This is a genomic window from Micromonospora costi (genome assembly GCF_003626655.1).
GTDB lineage: Bacteria > Actinomycetota > Actinomycetes > Mycobacteriales > Micromonosporaceae > Micromonospora > Micromonospora costi.
In genome coordinates this window covers 56,584-74,579 of the sequence record NZ_RBAN01000008.1, presented here as the reverse complement: position 1 = coordinate 74,579, position 17,996 = coordinate 56,584, and the positions used below count along the sequence as shown (strand labels likewise).

Genomic DNA, 17,996 nt, shown 5'->3' with positions numbered 1-17,996 from the left:
CGTATACGCCTATAACTTACGTCCGTGCCCCTGGACGCGTCACGCAACAGCCTGGTGCTGCCGATGCTCGGGCTTCTCGTCGAACAGCCCGCGCACGCCTACGACCTCACCACCCGCCTGGCCGACCGGTACCGGCACCTCACGGTCACCCGCAGCACGGTCACGTCCCTGCTCAAGGCGCTCGAGAGGGCCGGCCTGGTCGCGTCCCGGCAGCCCGAGCGCGTGGGCAACCGGCCGCCGCGCACGGCCTACGAGTTGACCGACGCGGGAGTGGCCGACTTCCGCCACAAGGTCGAGGCGGGACTACGCGACAGCGCGGCCGCCTCCATGGACTTCGTCCTGGCGGTCGCGTACGTGGGGATCCTGCCGGCCGCGCAGGCGGCGGCCCTCCTCGACGCGCGCGCCGACCGGCTCGACCGGGACCTGGCTGTCCTGTCCGCGCGACCCGACGGCGTGGCCGAGGCGCACATGCTCGAAGTCGCCTACTGGCACACCATCGTCGCCGCCGAGGTCGCCTGGATCAGGACGCTCGCGCGGCGGATCCGATCGCACGACATCGACTGGCCCGACGGGCGGGCCGACGGACCGGGGAGGACGGAAGCGTGAAGTTCGGCATCTATCCGGGCGGGCGCGCCGGGGTCCTCTGCTCGTACCCGCCCGACCCCGCCGCGATCCGCGACCTCGTCGACGACCTCGCCGGCGGCCGGCCCTTCGTCGTCCGCGAGTACGTGCACTTCTTCGGCGACGCGACACCGCCGGACGTCGTCACCTCGCTCGGAGCCGAACACGAACTCGCCCACCTCACGATGCCCGACGAGTGGTACGCCGAGGGTGGCCGCGAACTGGACCTCGTGGCCAGTTACATCCCCCGGGCCGCCGACATCCCCGGGTGGCTGACGTTCCTCGACTCGGTCATCGACCGCTACGGGCACCTGACGCGGTACCTCCAGGTGACGCTGGAGCCGAACTTTCCCATCCCGCTCATCGACGGAAGCGCGCCCGGCGTCCTCGACGCCCTGACCCTCGGCATCCCGCACGCCCGTGCCGCCCTCGACGAGCGGGGCCTGCGGGACGTACGGATCGGCTTCTCCGTCGCCGAACCGGCGGAGTGGTTGGGCGGCGACGACGCCTTCTGGTCGTACCTCGCCTCGCTGCCGTACGAGTCGTTCGCCGCCCACGTCGACTACGTCGGCCTGGGTCTCTACCCCGATGCCTTCTCGCCCGTCGCGCCGCGAGGTGCGCCCGGGGACACGGCGTCCCTCACCACCCACGCCCTTCACCACCTGCGTGACCACTCGCTGCGCCGCGCCCACATCCCGGCCGGCACGCCCATCCACGTGGTCGAGAACGGCACCCCGAGCGGGGCGCCGCGCACCGAGCAGGCGCAGTGCGACTCCCTGTCGGACATGCTCGGCGCGATCCTGGCCCACCAGCGGTCGCTGAACATCACCCAGTACGAGCTGTTCAGCCTCCGGGACGCCGCCAGCGACTCCACCGAGCCGACCGGCACGCTGGGCCTCGTCACCGACACCTACCGGCCGAAGCCCGCGTTCGCGGTCTACCGCGACGTGGTCCGGAACGAGCCGCCGTCGGTGCACTGACCGGCGCTGCTCAGATCGGGCTCACCGGATCCGCGCCGGCGTCGAGGTCGCCGACGAGGGAGGCTGGGGCGCGCATCCGCCAGGCGTCGGTGACGAGTTCCGCCAGGCGGTCGACGCCCACCTGCGCCAGCCGCAGCATGACCAGCGGCAACCCGTCGTACGCGGGCGTGGTGAAGAAGCGTTCGGGCTCGCCGAGGAGCAGCGCCTGCTTCTCCGCCTCGTCGCCGACGTACAGCACCGCCACATCGGTGCGGATGACCCGTGGCCGGCCGGGCGTGCGCTCGGGGTAGGACCACACGAACCCCTTGTCGGCCACGCGGAAGTCGAAACCCTCACTGTCGATCTCGACGACGTGGGGCAGCGCCAGCGCGAGCCGGCGGACGTCGTCCGCGTCAGCCATCGAGACCGCCCCCGGACACCGACCCCTGCATCCGTCCAGCCTAACCGCCGCGCGATCGTCCTCCGGCGGAGGCTCACAGCGCCCGCACCACGGGAACCGGGCCGATACATCGATCTTGACCGCTGAATTCGGCCGCTGATAGCGTCGCGGCCACAGGAAGCCGTCGCCGTGACGGGCCTCTGCGGGGCGCACGACGCCCGCCCGTCGCGTGGACGACGACACCGCCCACGTCTCGTCGAGGAGTCCCTGTGTGTGAGGCCTGCGCCACTCCACCCCCCGCTCCGGTCCTCACCCGCGCCCAGGTCCTGAGACTGCTCGGTGTCGGCGTCGGCGCCGCGGTCCTCCCGGCGGTCGCCGGCGGCGGCCCGGCCGCGGCGCACGGCACCGGGCGAGGACCGGTGCTGGTGGACAACGTCCGCGGTTACACGGTCACCCGCGACGGGCGGCTCCACCGGTTCTCCAGCATCCTCATCGCTCCGAACGGGACGGTCGCCGGCCTGGACGCCCGCGCGGGTCGCGGCGTACGACGCATCGACGGCAGGGGTCGGGTCCTGCTCCCGGGCATGCACGACGCGCACGGGCACCTCTGGAGCTACGGCGCGCTGGCCTCGGAGCTCGACCTCAGCGGCACCCGGTCCCTCGCGGAGGCGCAGCAGGCCCTCGCCGCGTACGCCGCCGCCAACCCGGACCTGGCGTGGATCACCGGGCGGGGATGGAACCAGGTGATCTGGGGGCTGGGCCGGTTCCCGACGGCGGCCGACCTCGACGGGTTCGTCAGCGACCGGCCGGTGTGGCTGGTCCGGGTGGACGGCCACGCGGGTGTGGCCAACAGCGTGGCGCTGGCTCTCGCCGGGGTCACCCGGGACACGCCCGATCCCGCGGGCGGGCAGATCATCCGCGACGCGGACGGCAACCCGACCGGGACGCTGATCGACAACGCGATGAGCCTCGTCTCGTCCAAGCTTCCCGCGCCGACCCTCGAGGACGTCCGACGGCGTGCCCTCACCGCACAGCAGAAGCTCAACGCCGTCGGCATCACCTCCGTCTCCGACGCCGGCACCGACGCCGCCGGCTACGTCATCCTGCGCGAACTGGCCGGTGCCGGCGCGCTGACGATGCGGGTGAACGCCTTCCTCACGTGGGACGCCTTCACCGCGATCGGCGCCGAGGCCCGGACGGACTCGTTCGCGGCCGACATGCTGCGCGTACGCACCGTGAAGCTCTACGTCGACGGGGCGCTCGGCAGCCGCGGCGCGGCGCTGCTCGAGCCGTACAGCGACGACCCCGCCAACACCGGCCTGCTCCGGATCGCTCCGGAGGAGCTGGACCGGCGGGTCACGGCGATCCTGCGCCAGGGCTACCAGGCGGCGATCCACGCCATCGGCGACCGGGGCAACCGGCTCGTCCTGGACGCGTTCGAACGGGCCTTCCGCACGGTCGGCGACGCCCGGCTGCGGCACCGCGTCGAACACGCCCAGGTCGTCGCGCTCGACGACATCCCCCGGTTCCGGGACCTGGGTCTCATCGCGTCGATGCAGCCGGTGCACGCGACGGACGACATGAACATGGCCGAGGACCGGGTGGGCCCCGAGCGCATCAAGGGCGCGTACGCGTGGCGGAAGATGCTCGACCAGGGGACGGTCATCGCCTCCGGCTCGGACTTCCCGGTGTCCTCCGCCCTGCCCTTCGAGGGCATGCACGCCGCGGTGACCCGCACGGACCGGGAGGGCCGGCCGGCCGGCGGGTGGTACTCCGACGAGGCCATGACACCGGTCGAGGCGCTGCGTTCGTTCACCCGGGACGCGGCGTACGCGGCCCACCAGGAGCGGGTGATCGGCAGCCTGGAGCCGGGCAGGTGGGCCGACTTCGTCGTCACCGACCTGGACCCGTTCCACCTCCCGGCCGGCCGGGCGATGTGGCAGACCGGAGTGCTCCAGACCTGGGTCGGCGGGCGGCAGGTCGGCGACTACGGCGACCTCTGAGCCGCCGGCCGTCGCCGCCGACCTGCTCGCCACGCAGATCTGGCAGGCCGTCGGCGACCGGCCCGTCCGCACCTCGTGACCGGCCCCGCCCCCGGGCTGCGGGCCGGTCCGCTCACCGGTCGAACACCTCGACAGCCAACTCCCGCACCACGGTCTCGTCGACGTCGACCCCCAGGCCGGGGCCCGTCGGCACCCGGGCCGTGCCCTTGGCGACCTCGACGGTCGCCCCGGTGGCGTACGAGGATCGCACGAACTGACGCCCGTTGAGGTCCACCGGCGTGTCGATGCCGAACGCGGCGAACAGGTGCAGCGAGGCGGCCAGGCCCAGGTCGGAGTCGGTGAGCCCGGAGCCCATGAGGCGTACGCCGCTGTCCTCGGCCAGTGCGCACAGCCGGCGGGACAGCGTGAGCCCGCCGCTGCGCTGCACCTTGGCGATCGCCACGTCCACGGCGCCGAGCTTGACGAAGGTGGCCAGGTCGCTCGGGTGACGCAGACTCTCGTCGAGTGCGACCGGCACCGGTGACGCCTCCCGGAGCCGGCGCAGCCCGGCCACGTCGTTGGCCGGCAGCGGCTGTTCGAACGCGCTGACGCCCAGGTCGGCCATGCGGCGCGCCATGCGGAGTGCGGTGTCGGCGGTGTAGCCCTGGTTGGCGTCGACCCAGAGCGGGGCGTCCGGCGCGGCCTCGCGGACCGCGCGGACCACGGCGGTGTCCTCGGCCTCGCTGTGCAGCCCGACCTTGACCTTGAAGGCGCGGTACCCGAGGTCGAGGCCCTCGGCCACGCAGTCGGCCACCTCGTCGGCGGTCTGCCCGGAGACGATCCAGCCCAGGGCGATGGTCTCCTGGCGGCGCTGCCCCCACAGCACACCGACGGGTACGCCGAGCGCCCGGCCGAGCAGATCGTGCAGCGCGACGTCCACCGCGGACTTGGCCAGCGGCGCCCCGATGCTGAAGCCGCGGTTGATGGCCCGGTCGAACGCGGTGGTCACCCCGTCGAGGTCCCAGCACGGGCGGCCGAGGACGGCCGGCGCAAGGTACCGGTCGATGGTGCTGACGATGGACTCCGCGGTCTCGTAGGTCCAGGCCGGGATCGGCGTCGCCTCGCCCCAGCCGGCGACGCCGTCCGCGCTGACCTTGACGAGGATGCGGATGCTGGGCCGGCCCGCGACGGTGACGGACCCGCCGGACACGCCGAAGGAGCGCAGCGTGGGCAGCGCGACGGCGAACGTCTCGACGCGGTCGATGGTCAGGCCGGCCAGGGCGGGGGCGGGGTGCGTCACGGGCTGCCTCTCTCTGGGTGCCGTTCCCGGTACGTGTCACGGGACGTCCGCGCTGCCTGTCACGGGACTTTCGCGGTGCTCGCCCGGAGGACCACCTCGCCGGCCATGCGGTGGATGCGGCGCCGCCGCCCGGGGTTCTCGGTGAGGGCGAGTTGCATGGCCCGCTCGCCCAACTGCTGCAGGGGCAGGGCGACGGTGGTGAGCGGAGGCGTGAGGTCACGGACGATCGGGATGTCGTCGAAGCCGGCGACGGACACGTCGGCCGGCACCGACAGCCCGTGGTCGCGCAGGGCGGCGAGCGCGCCGATGGCCATCACGTCGGTCACCGCGAACACGCAGGTGGCGTCCAGCCCGCGCGTCAGCAGGTCGGTCATCGCCGCGTACCCGCCGTCGCGGGTGAAGGCGCCCTCGACGACGTCGTCGGTGTGCAGCGGCACGCCCGCCCTGGTCAGTTCGTCGCGGAAGCCGGCGACCCGGTCGGCGACCGTGGTGAGCGTCCGGGGCCCGGTGAGCACGGCGAAACGGCGATGCCCGAGGTCCAGCAGGGCGCGGGCCATGGCGGCGGCTCCGGCGCGGTTCTCCGGCAGGACGGCGTCGACCCGGAGGCTGCGGTGCCGGCTCACGACCGCGACCCGGCCGCCGCCGTTGATGTAGGGCTCCAGTTCGGTGTGGAGGGCGCGCTCCCAGTCCGGGTTCTCGAATCCGGAGCCGATGAGGAGGATGGCGGCGGCACGTTCGGCGCGCAGGATCGACACGTACGCGAGCTCGCGTTCGGGGTCGCGGAACGTGCTGGCGAGCATCACCAGCAGGTCGTTGTCGTCGGCGACCCGCATGATGCCGCCGGCCACCGTGGCGAAGTAGGGGTCGCTGACGTCGTGGCAGATGACGCCGACGGTGCGGTGGGAGGCGCCGGCGAGGGCCCGGGCGTGCGCGTTCGGGGTGTACGCGAGCTGCCCGGCGGCTTCGAGGACCCGGTCGCGGAGGTGGGGTCGGACGGGGGCCGTCCCGTTGAGCGCCCGGGAGGCGGTCGCGAGCGAGACCCCGGCGGCCCTGGCCACGTCTTCGAGTGTCGCGTGGGGACGTGGCTGCATGGACTCTCCCGCAAGGAACTCTTGACCGTCTATTTCCGCGTCGTTACGGTACACCGTGAAAGCGCTTACTGAAAGCGCATTCAGGCGGGGCCCGTTACGTCGAGGTAAGAACCGCCGCCTCGGTCCATCGCCCCCACCTACCCAGCGGCTGCGCAATCAGGACAGCCCACGGAGAACGGAGGGTCATGGCCGCGCAGAGCTCGACAGACCTGCTGGAGCGGGCGGACGCCGCCGGGGGCGGCGCGGTCACCGTCCGCCGGCGGACGGGCGTGGGCCCCGGAGTCGCCCGGTTCGTGCGGGGGACGTGGCGGCCGTTCGCCGTTCTCGTCGCGATCTTCGTGGCCTGGTGGGCGGTGACGGCCGCGAACCTCATCAGGCCGTACCTGGTCCCGTCGCCCGGGGCCACGCTGGACGTCATCCTGGCCCAGTCCAGCTACTTCGCGCACAACACCTGGATCACCACCTACGAGACCGTCCTCGGCTTCCTCATCGCGATCGCCGTCGGCGTGATCTCCGCCGTGGTCATGGTCTACTCACCCACGGTCGAGAAGAGCCTGTACCCGTTGCTGCTCTTCGCGCAGGTCATCCCGAAGATCGCGATCGCGCCGCTGTTCATCGTGTGGCTCGGTTTCGGGCTGACCCCCAAGATCGTCGTGGCGGTCCTGATGGCGTTCTTCCCCATCGTGATCTCCACGGTCACCGGCCTGAAGTCGATCGACCCGGAGATGCTGCAACTCTCCGCGACGATGGGCGCCGGCCCGGGCCAGACGTTCTGGAAGATCCGTTTCCCCGCGTCGCTGCCGCACCTGTTCGCGGGTCTCAAGGTCGCCGCGACGATGGCCGTCACCGGCGCGGTGGTCGGCGAGTTCGTGGGCGCCAACGAGGGCCTGGGCTACGTGATCCTCCAGGCCAACGGCAACCTCGACACCCCGATGCTGTTCGCCGGGCTACTGATCATGTCCCTGCTCGGCGTCGTCCTGTTCGTCATCGTCGAACTGATCGAGTACGTCGTCCTTCCCTGGCAGGCCAGCCGCCGTGCCGACGCCGCCACGACGTCGCTGTAAGAGGAGAGATCCATGAAGCTGCGCACCCTTGCCGCCGCGCTCGTCCCCGCACTGCTGCTCACCGCCGCCACCGGCTGCGGGTCGGACTCGGGCGAGCAGAGCAAGAACGCCGAGGGCCACGACAAGGTCACCCTCACCCTCAACTGGTACCCCTACGGCGAACACGCGCCGTTCTACCACGGCAAGAAGCAGGGCATCTTCACCAAGCACGGCATCGACCTGACCATCCAGGCCGGTCAGGGCTCCCAGAAGACGATCCAGGCGACCGCCGCCGGGCAGACCGACTTCGGCTGGGCGGACACGCCCGCCCTGCTGGGCGCCGTCGGTCAGGGCATGAAGGTCAAGAGCGTGGGCGTGTTCCTCCAGACCACCCCGTCGTCGGTGCAGTTCTTCAGCGACAAGAACATCACCACGCCGGCCGACCTCAAGGGCAAGACGATCGCCTCCACGGCCGGCGACGCGCTGAGCCGGACCTTCCCGGTCTTCCTCAAGGCCAACGGCATGAGCGCCAGCGACGTCACCCTCCAGAACACCGACGCCGCCGGCAAGATGGCGGCCGTGATGTCGGGCAAGACCGACGCGCTGCTCGGGTTCGCCACCGACCAGGGCCCGACCATGCAGGAGAAGGCCGGCAAGCCGGTCTCCTACCTGAAGTTCGCCGACCTCGGCCTCAACTTCTACAGCAACGGCCTGCTCGCCTCCCAGGACACCATCGACAAGAAGAAGGACCTGGTCACGCGCATGGTCGCGGCCACCAGCGAGGCGTGGACGTCCGCCCAGGGCGACCCGAGCGCCGCGGTCGACGCGATGGAGGGGGCCTCCCAGCAGTTGCCCTCCAAGGCCGTCCTCACCGAGCAGTTCAACGCCACGCTCAAGCTGCTGCACACCGACGCCACCACCGGCCAGGCGCCCGGCGTGAACAGCGAGGACGACTGGAAGAAGACGATCACCGTCTTCGCCGAGGCGGGCGTGATCACCAAGGCGGACGATCCGGCGACGTACTGGGACGCGAGTTTCGCGCCGAAGGGATGACCTCGATGACGGTCGGCAACACCACCACACCGCGGCCGGCGGACGGCACGGCAACCGGCGCGGCTGTCGAGATCGACGACGTGGCGGTCCGGTTCCACACCCGGAAGAAGGACGTCACCGCGCTCACCGACGTCTCGCTGCGCATCGAACCGGGCGAGTTCGTGTCGATCGTCGGCGCCTCCGGGTGCGGCAAGTCGACGCTGCTCAAGCTGGTGTCCGGCCTGCTGCGACCGTCGTCCGGCCGGGTGCGGCTGCACGGCGAGGACGTCCGGGGGCCGCGACGCGACATCGGGTACGTCTTCCAGCGTGCCGCGCTGCTGGACTGGCGCTCCGCGCGGCGCAACATCCTGCTCCAGGCCGAGATGCGCCGCATGCCGAAGGGCGAGGCGCGCGCACGCGCCGACGAGCTGATCGCGATGACCGGCCTGTCCGGCTTCGATGACGCGTACCCCAACGAGCTGTCCGGTGGGATGCAGCAGCGCGTGGCGCTGTGCCGCGCGCTGCTGCACCGCCCGCCGGTCCTGCTGATGGACGAGCCGTTCGGCGCGCTCGACGCGCTCACCCGCGAGCAGATGAACGTCGAGCTGCGCCGGATCTGGCGGGAGACCGGCACCACGGTGCTGCTGGTCACGCACTCGATCGCGGAGGCCGTCTACCTCGCCAACCGGGTGGTCGTCATGACCCCGCGCCCGGGGACGGTCGCCGAGCTCATCGACGTGGACCTTCCCACCGAACGTGACTACGGCCGGACGATGGCCGAGCCGTCCTTCGCCCGCGCCACCGGCCGGATCCGCGAGTTGCTCGGCGCGGCGACGACCAGCGAGTGACCGGGGGCCGGCCATCAGGCGGGCCGCGCGGCGCGGGACTCCTGGCACGCCTCGACCGAGAGGTACGCGGACAGCGCGTGGAGGAAGTCGGCCGCGTCGAACATCTCGCCCGCGGAGGCGACGCCGCTGGTCCTCGTCCGGCCGTCGAGGATGCGCCGGACCGCCTCGACCGCCAGCGGTGCGCTGATGGCGTAGATGTCCTGGCCGCTGGCGACGACGCGTCGACGCGTGTCGCCGGAGCGCACGACGACGTCGACCGTGAACGTCTGCGCGGACCGGCCTCGCTCGTCGACCGCGGCCGGTGCGGGCGTGTCCGGCGCGGCCAGGTCCCGCGCCGCGTCGACGGTCATGTACGTGCGCACCTCGGGGATGGGCAGATGGCTGGGCACGGTGACGACGTCGGCCATCGTGAAGCCGCCGAGCACGGTCCGGCGGCCGGTCGGAGTGGGGAACTCCCACTCCAGGGCCGGCAGGTCACCCTCGGCGTCGTGGTACTCCAGCCGGCCGCCCGTGTAGCGGACGCGCCGGCCGTCGCGCCGGTCCCGGGAGACGGTGCCGGACGCGAGGGTCCCGGTCGTCGGGTGCCAGCTGCTCAGCCCGTACGCGACGTGCGCCTCGTCGGCCGCCGTCCAGTCGCCCATCGCCATGGTGACCAGCAGGTCGCCGAGTCCGCCGAAGAAGGCCATCGCCGGGACCACGGGAACGCCGGCGGCCCGGGCGCGGTCGGTGAAGTGCGTGAAGGTGTCGAGGTTCGCCTCGATCTCGGCCGCCACGTCCACGTAGGGGATCCCGGCCCGCAGGGCGGCCTCGATCACGGGGGCCGCGGTCGAGGCGAACGGACCGGCGCAGTTGACGACGGCGGCGGCGCCCGCCAACGCCCGGTCGAGCGACGCCGGATCGTCGACCGACGCCACCCGGTGCTCCAGCCCTGGATGCGACGCCGCGAGGGCCCGCAGCCTGCCGGCGTCGCGACCGAGGAGAAGCGGGACGAACCCGCGCTCGCGCAACTCCGTCACCACGAACCGCCCGGTGTGCCCGTACGCGCCGAACACCGCCACGGTCTGACCCGCACCCATCTGCAGTTCCTCCCCGCTCTTCGAAAGATCGACTGAGAAGATCCTCCAGCGGCCGAAGGGCCCGGACGAGTGTCTGGAACGCCATCCCCCGTACACTTTCGGACATGGCCACTGTCGCGCTCGCCGCCACCGACGGGATGCTGCACTTCGAGCTCGCCATGGCCTGCGAGGTCTTCGCCCGCGACCCGTCCGGCCTGGCGGACCCGTGGTACGACCTCGTGGTCTGCGGCCCGGGCCCGGTGCGGGTCGGCAGGTTCCAGATGGACGCCGACGACGGGTTGGAGCGGCTCGCCCGCGCCGACACCGTGATCGTCCCTTCCGTGGAGGACATCGACGCGGACGTGCCCCCCGACCTGCTCGACGCCGTCCGCGCGGCCCACGAGGCGGGCGCGCGGATGGTCTCGCTGTGCACCGGCGCGTTCGTGCTGGCCGCCGCCGGAGTGCTGGACGGGTTGCGCGCCACCACCCACTGGGCGCACACCGAGGCGCTGGCCGCCCGCTATCCGCGGGTGACCGTCGACCCGGACGTGCTCTACGTCGACAACGGCACCGTGCTCGCCTCCGCCGGCAAGGCCGCCGCGATCGACCTGTGCCTGCACCTGATCCGCCGCGACCACGGCTCGACGGTCGCCAACGCCGTCGCCCGCCGCCTCGTCGTACCACCGCATCGCGCCGGTGGTCAGGCCCAGTTCGTCACCACCCCGGTGCCCGCCCGCGACGACCATCCCCTCGCCGACCTGTTCCCCTGGGCGATGCAACGGCTGGACCGCCCGCTGACCGTGGAGGACCTGGCCCGCCAGGCGAACATGAGTTCGCGCAACCTGGCCCGCCAGTTCAGGGCGGTGACCGGCACCACCCCGCTGCAGTGGCTGTCGACGCAACGGATCCGTCGGGCCCAGGAGCTGCTGGAGAACACCGACCACAGCATCGACGTCATCGCCGAGGCGGCCGGCATGGGGACCGCCACGACGCTGCGCCGGCACTTCCACCGCACCGTCGGCGTACCCCCGGACGCCTACCGGCGCACCTTCCGCAGCGCTGGGCCCTCGGCGGGTTCGTGACGGGCGTTCTGCCGCGACCGCCCGACCGGGCCGTCCGCGACGACCCGGAGGTCAGCCGAGACCGAGCCGGTGCAGGGCGAGGGCCACGAACCCGCGCACCGACCTGTCCCAGCCGGGTACGTCCGCGTCGACGTCCGTGACGCGGGCGTCGGTGAGCACGTCGAGGGCCAGGTCGGGCAGACGGTCGCCCAGCCGGTATGCGAGCCCCACGGCCGCCGTGACCCGGACGACCGCGGCGTTCGCCGCCAGCAGCTCCCGGAGGCGGGCGTCGATCCGCCCGGAGTCGACGGGCCAGTGGCCGAGCGTCAGGTTGGCGCTGGCCCGGGTGGCGGTGGGGTGCTCGGGTACCGCGACGAGCCCGGTGACCGCGGTGTCGTCCGGCGCGAACCAGGCGAGGATCTCGGCCGCGTACGCGCCCACGTGCGGATCCGGATCGGTGAGCCACCGGACGTACCGGTCGGTGTGCCGGGCCCCGGCACGGTAGGCGTCGGCCTCCCAGCGGGCCGCCACACCGTCGGCCAGGTCCGCTGCCTCCTCGTGCTCGAACAGGTCCTCGGCCTCCAGATGCCGCTCCACCAGCGCGACCTGCTCGTCGGTGATCCCCTCGGCGGCCGCGAACGTCGGCCGCGGATCGAACGGCAGCGCGTCGCCACGCCGGTCGCCGAGCACGACCGCGCGGAGCAGGCCGGCCACCGCCGCCCGGTCCGGGGTGCCCGGGTCGTCCGCGAGCGCCACCAGGAACGGCACCGCGTGGCAGCTCGCACCCCAACGCGTGCCCTGGTGGTACACGTTGCCGGACAGCTCGGACAACGCGCGGCGCCGGACCGAGGCCTCGCCGGACCGCAACGCCCGCAGCTGGTCCGGCACGTCGACGGCCGGACCGTACGCGTGGTGCAGCGACTCCCACGGGACGTCGTCGAGCCCGGCCAGCGGGTCGCGGAGGTGAGGCATCCGACGGTTCTACCAGGCGGGCCGGGAATCGCCGAGGCAGCAGCCGGGTAGGAAGGCCGTACGGCGATCGGCCGCCAGCAGGGCCGTCGGCGCCGCGGAATCCTGGACCACCCTCGTTCTGGCATCGAGGGGCGCGTCGGACGACGGCAGGGAGGGCCTGCGATGCGTGGACTCGTCAGTGGCCCGGCGTTCGCGCTGTCCCTGCTGCTCTTCCCGCTCGGGCTCGCCGTCTCGCTCGTCGCCGAACCGGGCTACCGGTGGTGGGGCGTGCCGCTGATGCTAGCCGCGCTCGGCCTGGCGGTCGTGTGGTGGCTCGTCACCGGTCGGCACGACCAGGCCGAAGGCGAGGTGCCGCCGGTCCGTCATCTGCTGCTGACCCTCGCCGGCATCTTCGGGGTCCAGTTCGTGCTCGTCGGGCTCGGCTGGGTCGCCGCCGTGTCGGGTGCGGGACGGTCACTGGCCGTGGCGTGGGTCGCGGTCGGCGTGGCCCTCTTCGCCGCCTTTTGGAAGGGGATCGTCTCCCACTACGGCGACGAGGGCTGAGGCGCGACCCCGGGCGCCGACGCCTTCGTGTCCGTCCCGCATCCGGATCAGGCCGACTGAGGCCGCCGGCCCGCCCGGAAGCGGGCCGGCGAGACGCTCAGTAGCGCAGCGCGCGGAGATTGGCGTAGCTGTCGCAGGCGGACGAGACACCGTCCGGGCGCGGGCTGTCGTTCTCGGTCAGGTAGTACTCGACGCCGGCCATCCTGCTGTAGGCGAAGATGCGCGCGAAGTCGATGGTGCCCTCGCCCACGTCCGCGAACGAGCCGTCGGCCGCCATGTCCTTGACGTGGAACAGTGGGAACCGGCCCGGGTGCTGGCTGATCAGCTCCACCGGGTCGACGCCGACGCTGGCCGCCCAGTACAGGTCGAGTTCCATCGCCACCAGGTTCGGGTCGGTCTCGCGCAGCAGCACGTCGTAGCCGCGTACGCCGTCCCGGGCCGTGAACTCGAAGCCGTGGTTGTGGTAGGCCACGGTGATGCCCGCCTGCTTCAGCCGGGCGCCGACGGCGTTGAGTGTCGCCGCCACCTCGGAGTAGTCGTCGAGCCCCCAGGAGCCGGAACCCGAGATCCGGACGTACCGGGCGCCGAAGGCCCGGGCGTTGGCGATGACGCCGTCGATGTTGTTCTGGAGGTCACCGAGCCCGATCCCGATCGACGGGACGGACAGACCGGCGTCGGTCACCACCGGCGCCAGAGCCGTCGCCGTCCGGCCGTAGAAGTTGTCGACCGCGCCGGAGGGCTCCGCGTTGCGGTATCCGCAGGAGGCCAGCGCCGCCAGGGTGGCCTCGGGAGCGGACGGCATGGTGGCGCGCACCGTGTAGAGGACGAGACCGATCCTCTCGTCGGGGAGCGCGCGCGTCCCGGTAGCCGGCTGCGGCGTTCCGATCGGGGAGCGGGCCGCCGCCCGGACGATGCTGCGGCTCTCCTTCCCGGTCACGACGCCGTCCTTCCGGAGGCCCGTGGCGACGCGGCTCACGGCGCGCACGAAGCTGCCGTGGTCGAGGAACGGCGCCTCGGCCCAGATGGCGTCCATGATCGTGCAGCCGTTGCCGAGGTCGCGGTTCGGCACGCCCGAGTCGGCGCGGTTCCGGCCGAAGAAGACCGTGGCCGAGGAGGTGTACCCCCACGGGCAGCTGTCGGCGGTGGCCGCACGGGTGTCGGGCGCGGCGGCGGCCGACGCCGGAGCCGGTGCGAGGGGCAGGAGGGCGGCGGCGAGCGACACGGCGAGCAGGTGGCGTGCCCGTCTCGATCGGCGGGACGGGCGGGCGGAGTTCAGCTCCATGATCTCTCCCAGGTGGACGTGGACAGGGGTGGTGGCGGCGGATGCCGGGCCGGTGGTGGCGGGACGCCGGAGCCCCGCCACCACCACCCGGGTTCAGCTCACCGTGACGACGACGGGGGTGGACATGGTCGCCCCGAGGTTGTCGGTGACCGTGAGCCTCGCGGTGTAAATGCCCCTGCGGGCGTACGTGTGAGTGGCCTGCGGGCCGTGGGCGACCGCGGTGTTGTCGCCGAAGTCCCACGCGTGGTCGGTGATGGTGCGCCCGGTCGCCGGGGAGGCCGTCGCGGTGAACGCCACCTCCAGCGGTGCCGTGCCCGCCGACGGCGTGGCCGCGGCCGAGACCGTGGCACCGGTCTGTTCCCGCACCCCGGCGCCGTTGAAGCGCAGCCAGTCCAGCGCCATCAGGTCCGGGGTCCCGCCGGTCTGGTTCGGGTTGACGAACACCACGTAGAGCGTGCACGTCCGGCCCGGGTCGGTCACGTCCACGGTCGGTGAGACCAGGTTGTCCCAGCCGCCGGTGCTGCCGATGGTCGCCCGACCGAGCAGTTCCCCGGTGGGGGAGTCGGCCCGCAGCTCGATGTCGCCCCCGCTGCTGCCCGACGCGACGCCGACGGTGACCGAGTCGATGTTGCGGAGGTTCACCGGAGCGAAGCTGATCCACTCGCCGTGGTCGATGTCACCGATGCGCTTGCCGGCGCTCGCGGTGGGCCGGTCGAGGACCTGGATGCCGCTCTGGCCGTCGAAGTGTTCCGCCTCCTTGCTCTTGGTCTGCAGCTCGGCGCGGGTCGAGCCGACGAGTTCCGGTGCGCCGGACGCCCCGCCGTCGGTGTACTGCGCGGTGAGCACGGTGTAGAGGTTCTGACCCGGGCCGTGCCCGTCGCCGCCGTTGCCCTCGGTGATCGCCACCCCGCTGCACCCGATGTAGTTGTCCAGCGGATGGGTGTGCGAGTCGTGGCCGAGCTGGGTCTGCACGACCACCTTCGCGCAGTCGATGCTGCCCTCCTCCGGGTCGGTCACCGTCACCGCGTACGGGATCCGGTCGCCGAAGTCGAAGAAGGCGCCGTCGGGGACGCTGAGGGTCACCGTCGGCCGCGTGTTGCCGGCCGTGATCTCCTGTACGGCGACGGCCGTCTGCCCGTTGGTGGCGGTGACCGTGAGCCGGGCCGTGAAGCGTCCCGCCGTGCCATAGGTGTGGCTGGGGTTGGCGGCGGTGGAGTCGACGCTGCCGTCGCCGTCGAAGTCCCAGGCGTACTGGATGGGGGTGCCGTCCGGCCCGCTGGACCCGGCGCTGGAGAAGGCGACGGTCAACGGCGCGGGCCCGCTGTCCTTGTCGACGGCGAGGCGGGCCACCGGGGAACGGCTGTTGGCGACGTAGTCGATGCGGTAGATGCCCGCGCCCTCGTTGGTGCCGCCACGGCCACTCCCGCTGCCCTCGCCGAAGTCGATGACGTAGAGGGAGCCGTCGGGCCCGAACTCCGCCTCGAACGGCTGGATCCAGGACATGCCGTCGAAGATGCCGTTGATGGACTGCACCTCACCGGGCCGGGTGGGGGCGAAGCGCGGCTCGTCGAACGTCTGCCCGGTCTCGTGGATCGACACGGTCTTGAACCACCTGCGGGTCAGCTCGTAGACGATCCACTTGTCCTCGTAGTACTGCGGGAACTTGGTGAGCCGCTTGTTGGACGGGTCGTAGTCGTAGACGGGACCGCTCATCGGGCCACCGCCGCCGGTGCCGAGTTCCGGGAACTCCGGGGACGCCGAGTAGGCGTACCAGATCAGCGCGGGCCTGGTCGGCGGCAGGTTCGTCAGGCCCGTGTTGTTGGGGGAGTCGTTGACCGGCGCGGCGCAGTCGAAGGTCGGGCCGGAGGTGGAGGTCGCGAAGTCGTAGTCGTTGAACGGGGTGTTGTTGCCGATGCAGTACGGCCAGCCGTAGTTGCCGGCGCTGGTGATCCGGTTGAACTCGACAGTCCCCTCCGGCCCGCGCGTCGGGTTGGCGGAGCGGGCGTCGGGGCCGTAGTCGGCCACGAGCAGCGCGTTCGACGTCGAGTCGACGGTGATGCGGAACGGGTTCCGCAGGCCCATCGCGTAGATCTCGGGCCGGGTCCTCGGGGTGCCGGGAGCGAACAGGTTGCCCTGGGGGATGGCGTACGTGCCGTCGGCCCGGGGCTTGATCCGCAGCACCTTGCCCCGAAGGTCGTTGGTGTTGCCGGCGGTGCCCTGCGCGTCGTACGCCCGACGGCCCGGCCGTTCGTCGATCGGGGCGAAGCCGCTGGACTCGAACGGGTCGGTGTTGTCGCCGATGGCCGCGTACAGGTTGCCCTGCTCGTCCATCGTCACCGAGCCGCCCATGTGGGAATTGGCGCGGGCCTCGCCGCGCCAGGTCGGGATCGTGAGCAGCCGCTTCTCCGAGTCCAGGCTGACGCTGTCGCCGTCGACGGTGAACCGGGACAGGTTGAGCCGCTTCTCGACCCGGTCCGACCACAGCAGGTAGATCCAGTTGTTCCGGGCGAAGTGCCGGTCCAGGGTCATGCCGAGCAGGCCGTCGGACTGGCTGGTCTGCTCCGGCGTGTAGTCGAAGTCCAGCAGCGTGGTGACGGCGAGGGTGTCCTGGTTGACGACCTTCAGGGCGCCGGTGCGCTCGATGTAGAAGACGCGACGGTCCGGTGCCACCGCCAGTTCGAACGGGTCGGAGAGGTCCTGGTTGACCAGCGGGATCCGTTCGAAGTTGGTGCTCCTCGTGGCACCGCAGTCACCGGGGACGGCGCCCGCCGCCCACCGGATACCGCCGAGCAGGTGCTGGAGGAAGGCGGGCTCCTGGAAGGAGGACGAGCTGTGCCCGCCGGCGGTGAACCAGGAGCGGCCACCGTCGTAGTTCTGGCACCACGAGTACGGGTGGTCGACACCCTCGTCGAGCCCCGGGATGCCGTCGCGGACCTTGATCTGGGCGAGCGTGTGGACCTTGCCCGTGGGGTTGGTCCGCCAGTTGTACCACTCCTCGCTGCGCTCCCAGAGTTCCGGCAGATTCTTCGTGGACGGGTGGGCGTGGTCGAGCACCTTGACCCGGCCCGGGAAGGTGCCGCCGGTGGCGGAGAAGTCGGGGTGGTTGTCGAAGATGGCGCCGACCAGTCCCTCGTACCAGGTCCAGTCGCGTTCGCTCGCCGACGCGGCGTGCAGGCCGACCCAGCCGCCACCGTTGCGGATGAACGTCTGCAGCGCGGCCCGCTGGGTGGCGTCGAGCAGGTCGCCGGAGGCGGGCGTGGAGTTGGTGTTGTTGAAGACCAGGGCGTCGAACCGGGCGAGGTTGGCGTCGGTGAACGCCCCCGCGTCGGTGGTCGCCTCGACCGCGAACCCGTGCCGCGCGCCGAGTTTTCGTACGGCGTCGATCCCCGCCGGGATCGAATCGTGGTGGAAGTTCGTGACCTTGGAGAAGACCAGGACCCGGAATGACGGGGCGGCGGCCGATGCGTTCACCGGATTCGCCGTGCCCGCGAATACGAGGGTGACGGCCGTGAGCAGGGCGAGAAGTAGCGGGCGGCGGCGTCTCATACACGCGCTCCTCAGATGGGGACGGGAGTAGGAAAGCGCTTTCCAGCTTCCCCACCCTACGAGCCCCATTTCCACTGGTCAATATCCTGAGGCACTTCAACGCCTGATCGACTCCATTTCGCCGAAGTAGCGGTGTCCTGGCGTCGCGGATAGCGCTACTTCGGCGATCTGGTGTGGATCAAGCGCGGGAGCCGACGTCGGGCGATCGGGTTGGGTTCCCGGCGCTCCGATGTGGGGGACCGTCGCCGTTGGTGTTTGTCG

15 protein-coding genes are annotated in these 17,996 nt (G+C 72.0%); 8 read left to right on the top strand and 7 right to left on the bottom strand.

The features are described from left to right. The first annotated feature begins 24 nt into the window (after positions 1-24). Both D7193_RS30325 and D7193_RS30320 read left to right on the top strand, forming a co-directional pair. Positions 25-606 carry a PadR family transcriptional regulator gene (locus D7193_RS30325; protein ID WP_120783090.1) on the top strand — a complete coding sequence of 194 codons (582 nt, stop codon included), beginning with the start codon at positions 25-27 and terminating at the stop codon, positions 604-606. Next, positions 603-1,601, top strand: a complete 999-nt coding sequence (locus tag D7193_RS30320; protein ID WP_120783089.1) for a hypothetical protein — start codon at positions 603-605, stop codon at positions 1,599-1,601. Before D7193_RS30325 ends, D7193_RS30320 begins: the two co-directional genes overlap by 4 nt. A gap of 10 nt (positions 1,602-1,611) precedes the next feature. Here D7193_RS30320 and D7193_RS30315 read toward each other — a convergent pair whose 3' ends face one another. Then, positions 1,612-2,001: an MmcQ/YjbR family DNA-binding protein gene (locus tag D7193_RS30315; protein WP_120783088.1), complete on the bottom strand. Its 390-nt coding sequence runs from the start codon at positions 1,999-2,001 to the stop codon at positions 1,612-1,614. Positions 2,002-2,249: 248 nt separating this feature from the next. Between D7193_RS30315 and D7193_RS30310 the strand changes: the two genes are divergently transcribed. After that, positions 2,250-3,983, top strand: coding sequence for an amidohydrolase (locus D7193_RS30310; protein ID WP_120783087.1), 1,734 nt, complete (start codon positions 2,250-2,252; stop codon positions 3,981-3,983). Between the two features lie 112 nt (positions 3,984-4,095). Here the strand turns inward: D7193_RS30310 and D7193_RS30305 are convergent, their stop codons facing one another. Both D7193_RS30305 and D7193_RS30300 read right to left on the bottom strand, forming a co-directional pair. Then, positions 4,096-5,262, bottom strand: coding sequence for a mandelate racemase/muconate lactonizing enzyme family protein (locus D7193_RS30305; RefSeq protein ID WP_120783086.1), 1,167 nt, complete (start codon positions 5,260-5,262; stop codon positions 4,096-4,098). Positions 5,263-5,321: 59 nt separating this feature from the next. Beyond that, positions 5,322-6,353 carry a LacI family DNA-binding transcriptional regulator gene (locus tag D7193_RS30300; protein WP_120783085.1) on the bottom strand — a complete coding sequence of 344 codons (1,032 nt, stop codon included), beginning with the start codon at positions 6,351-6,353 and terminating at the stop codon, positions 5,322-5,324. Between the two features lie 185 nt (positions 6,354-6,538). On the opposite strand from D7193_RS30300, the gene D7193_RS30295 reads away from it, so the two are divergent. From D7193_RS30295 to D7193_RS30285, 3 genes are read left to right on the top strand one after another with little or no spacing between them, the layout of a single operon-like run. Continuing rightward, positions 6,539-7,417: an ABC transporter permease gene (locus D7193_RS30295; RefSeq protein ID WP_120783084.1), complete on the top strand. Its 879-nt coding sequence runs from the start codon at positions 6,539-6,541 to the stop codon at positions 7,415-7,417. A gap of 12 nt (positions 7,418-7,429) precedes the next feature. Further along, positions 7,430-8,449, top strand: a complete 1,020-nt coding sequence (locus D7193_RS30290) for an ABC transporter substrate-binding protein (RefSeq protein WP_120783083.1) — start codon at positions 7,430-7,432, stop codon at positions 8,447-8,449. A gap of 5 nt (positions 8,450-8,454) precedes the next feature. Beyond that, entirely contained in the window at positions 8,455-9,276 is an 822-nt protein-coding gene (locus tag D7193_RS30285) for an ABC transporter ATP-binding protein (RefSeq protein WP_120783082.1), read from the top strand. 14 nt (positions 9,277-9,290) lie between these two features. Here D7193_RS30285 and D7193_RS30280 read toward each other — a convergent pair whose 3' ends face one another. Then, on the bottom strand, positions 9,291-10,352 hold the full coding sequence (locus D7193_RS30280; protein WP_120783081.1) for a saccharopine dehydrogenase family protein: 1,062 nt from the start codon (positions 10,350-10,352) through the stop codon (positions 9,291-9,293). A gap of 104 nt (positions 10,353-10,456) precedes the next feature. On the opposite strand from D7193_RS30280, the gene D7193_RS30275 reads away from it, so the two are divergent. Continuing rightward, positions 10,457-11,413: a helix-turn-helix domain-containing protein gene (locus tag D7193_RS30275; protein ID WP_120783080.1), complete on the top strand. Its 957-nt coding sequence runs from the start codon at positions 10,457-10,459 to the stop codon at positions 11,411-11,413. Positions 11,414-11,464: 51 nt separating this feature from the next. Here the strand turns inward: D7193_RS30275 and D7193_RS30270 are convergent, their stop codons facing one another. Then, on the bottom strand, positions 11,465-12,364 hold the full coding sequence (locus tag D7193_RS30270) for a hypothetical protein (protein ID WP_120783079.1): 900 nt from the start codon (positions 12,362-12,364) through the stop codon (positions 11,465-11,467). A gap of 162 nt (positions 12,365-12,526) precedes the next feature. Between D7193_RS30270 and D7193_RS33330 the strand changes: the two genes are divergently transcribed. Then, entirely contained in the window at positions 12,527-12,907 is a 381-nt protein-coding gene (locus D7193_RS33330; protein WP_147434478.1) for a hypothetical protein, read from the top strand. A gap of 97 nt (positions 12,908-13,004) precedes the next feature. Here D7193_RS33330 and D7193_RS30265 read toward each other — a convergent pair whose 3' ends face one another. Beyond that, positions 13,005-14,189, bottom strand: coding sequence for a sugar phosphate isomerase/epimerase family protein (locus D7193_RS30265; protein ID WP_120783167.1), 1,185 nt, complete (start codon positions 14,187-14,189; stop codon positions 13,005-13,007). A gap of 93 nt (positions 14,190-14,282) precedes the next feature. Next, on the bottom strand, positions 14,283-17,735 hold the full coding sequence (locus D7193_RS30260; RefSeq protein ID WP_120783078.1) for a ThuA domain-containing protein: 3,453 nt from the start codon (positions 17,733-17,735) through the stop codon (positions 14,283-14,285). Positions 17,736-17,996 lie beyond the last annotated feature (261 nt).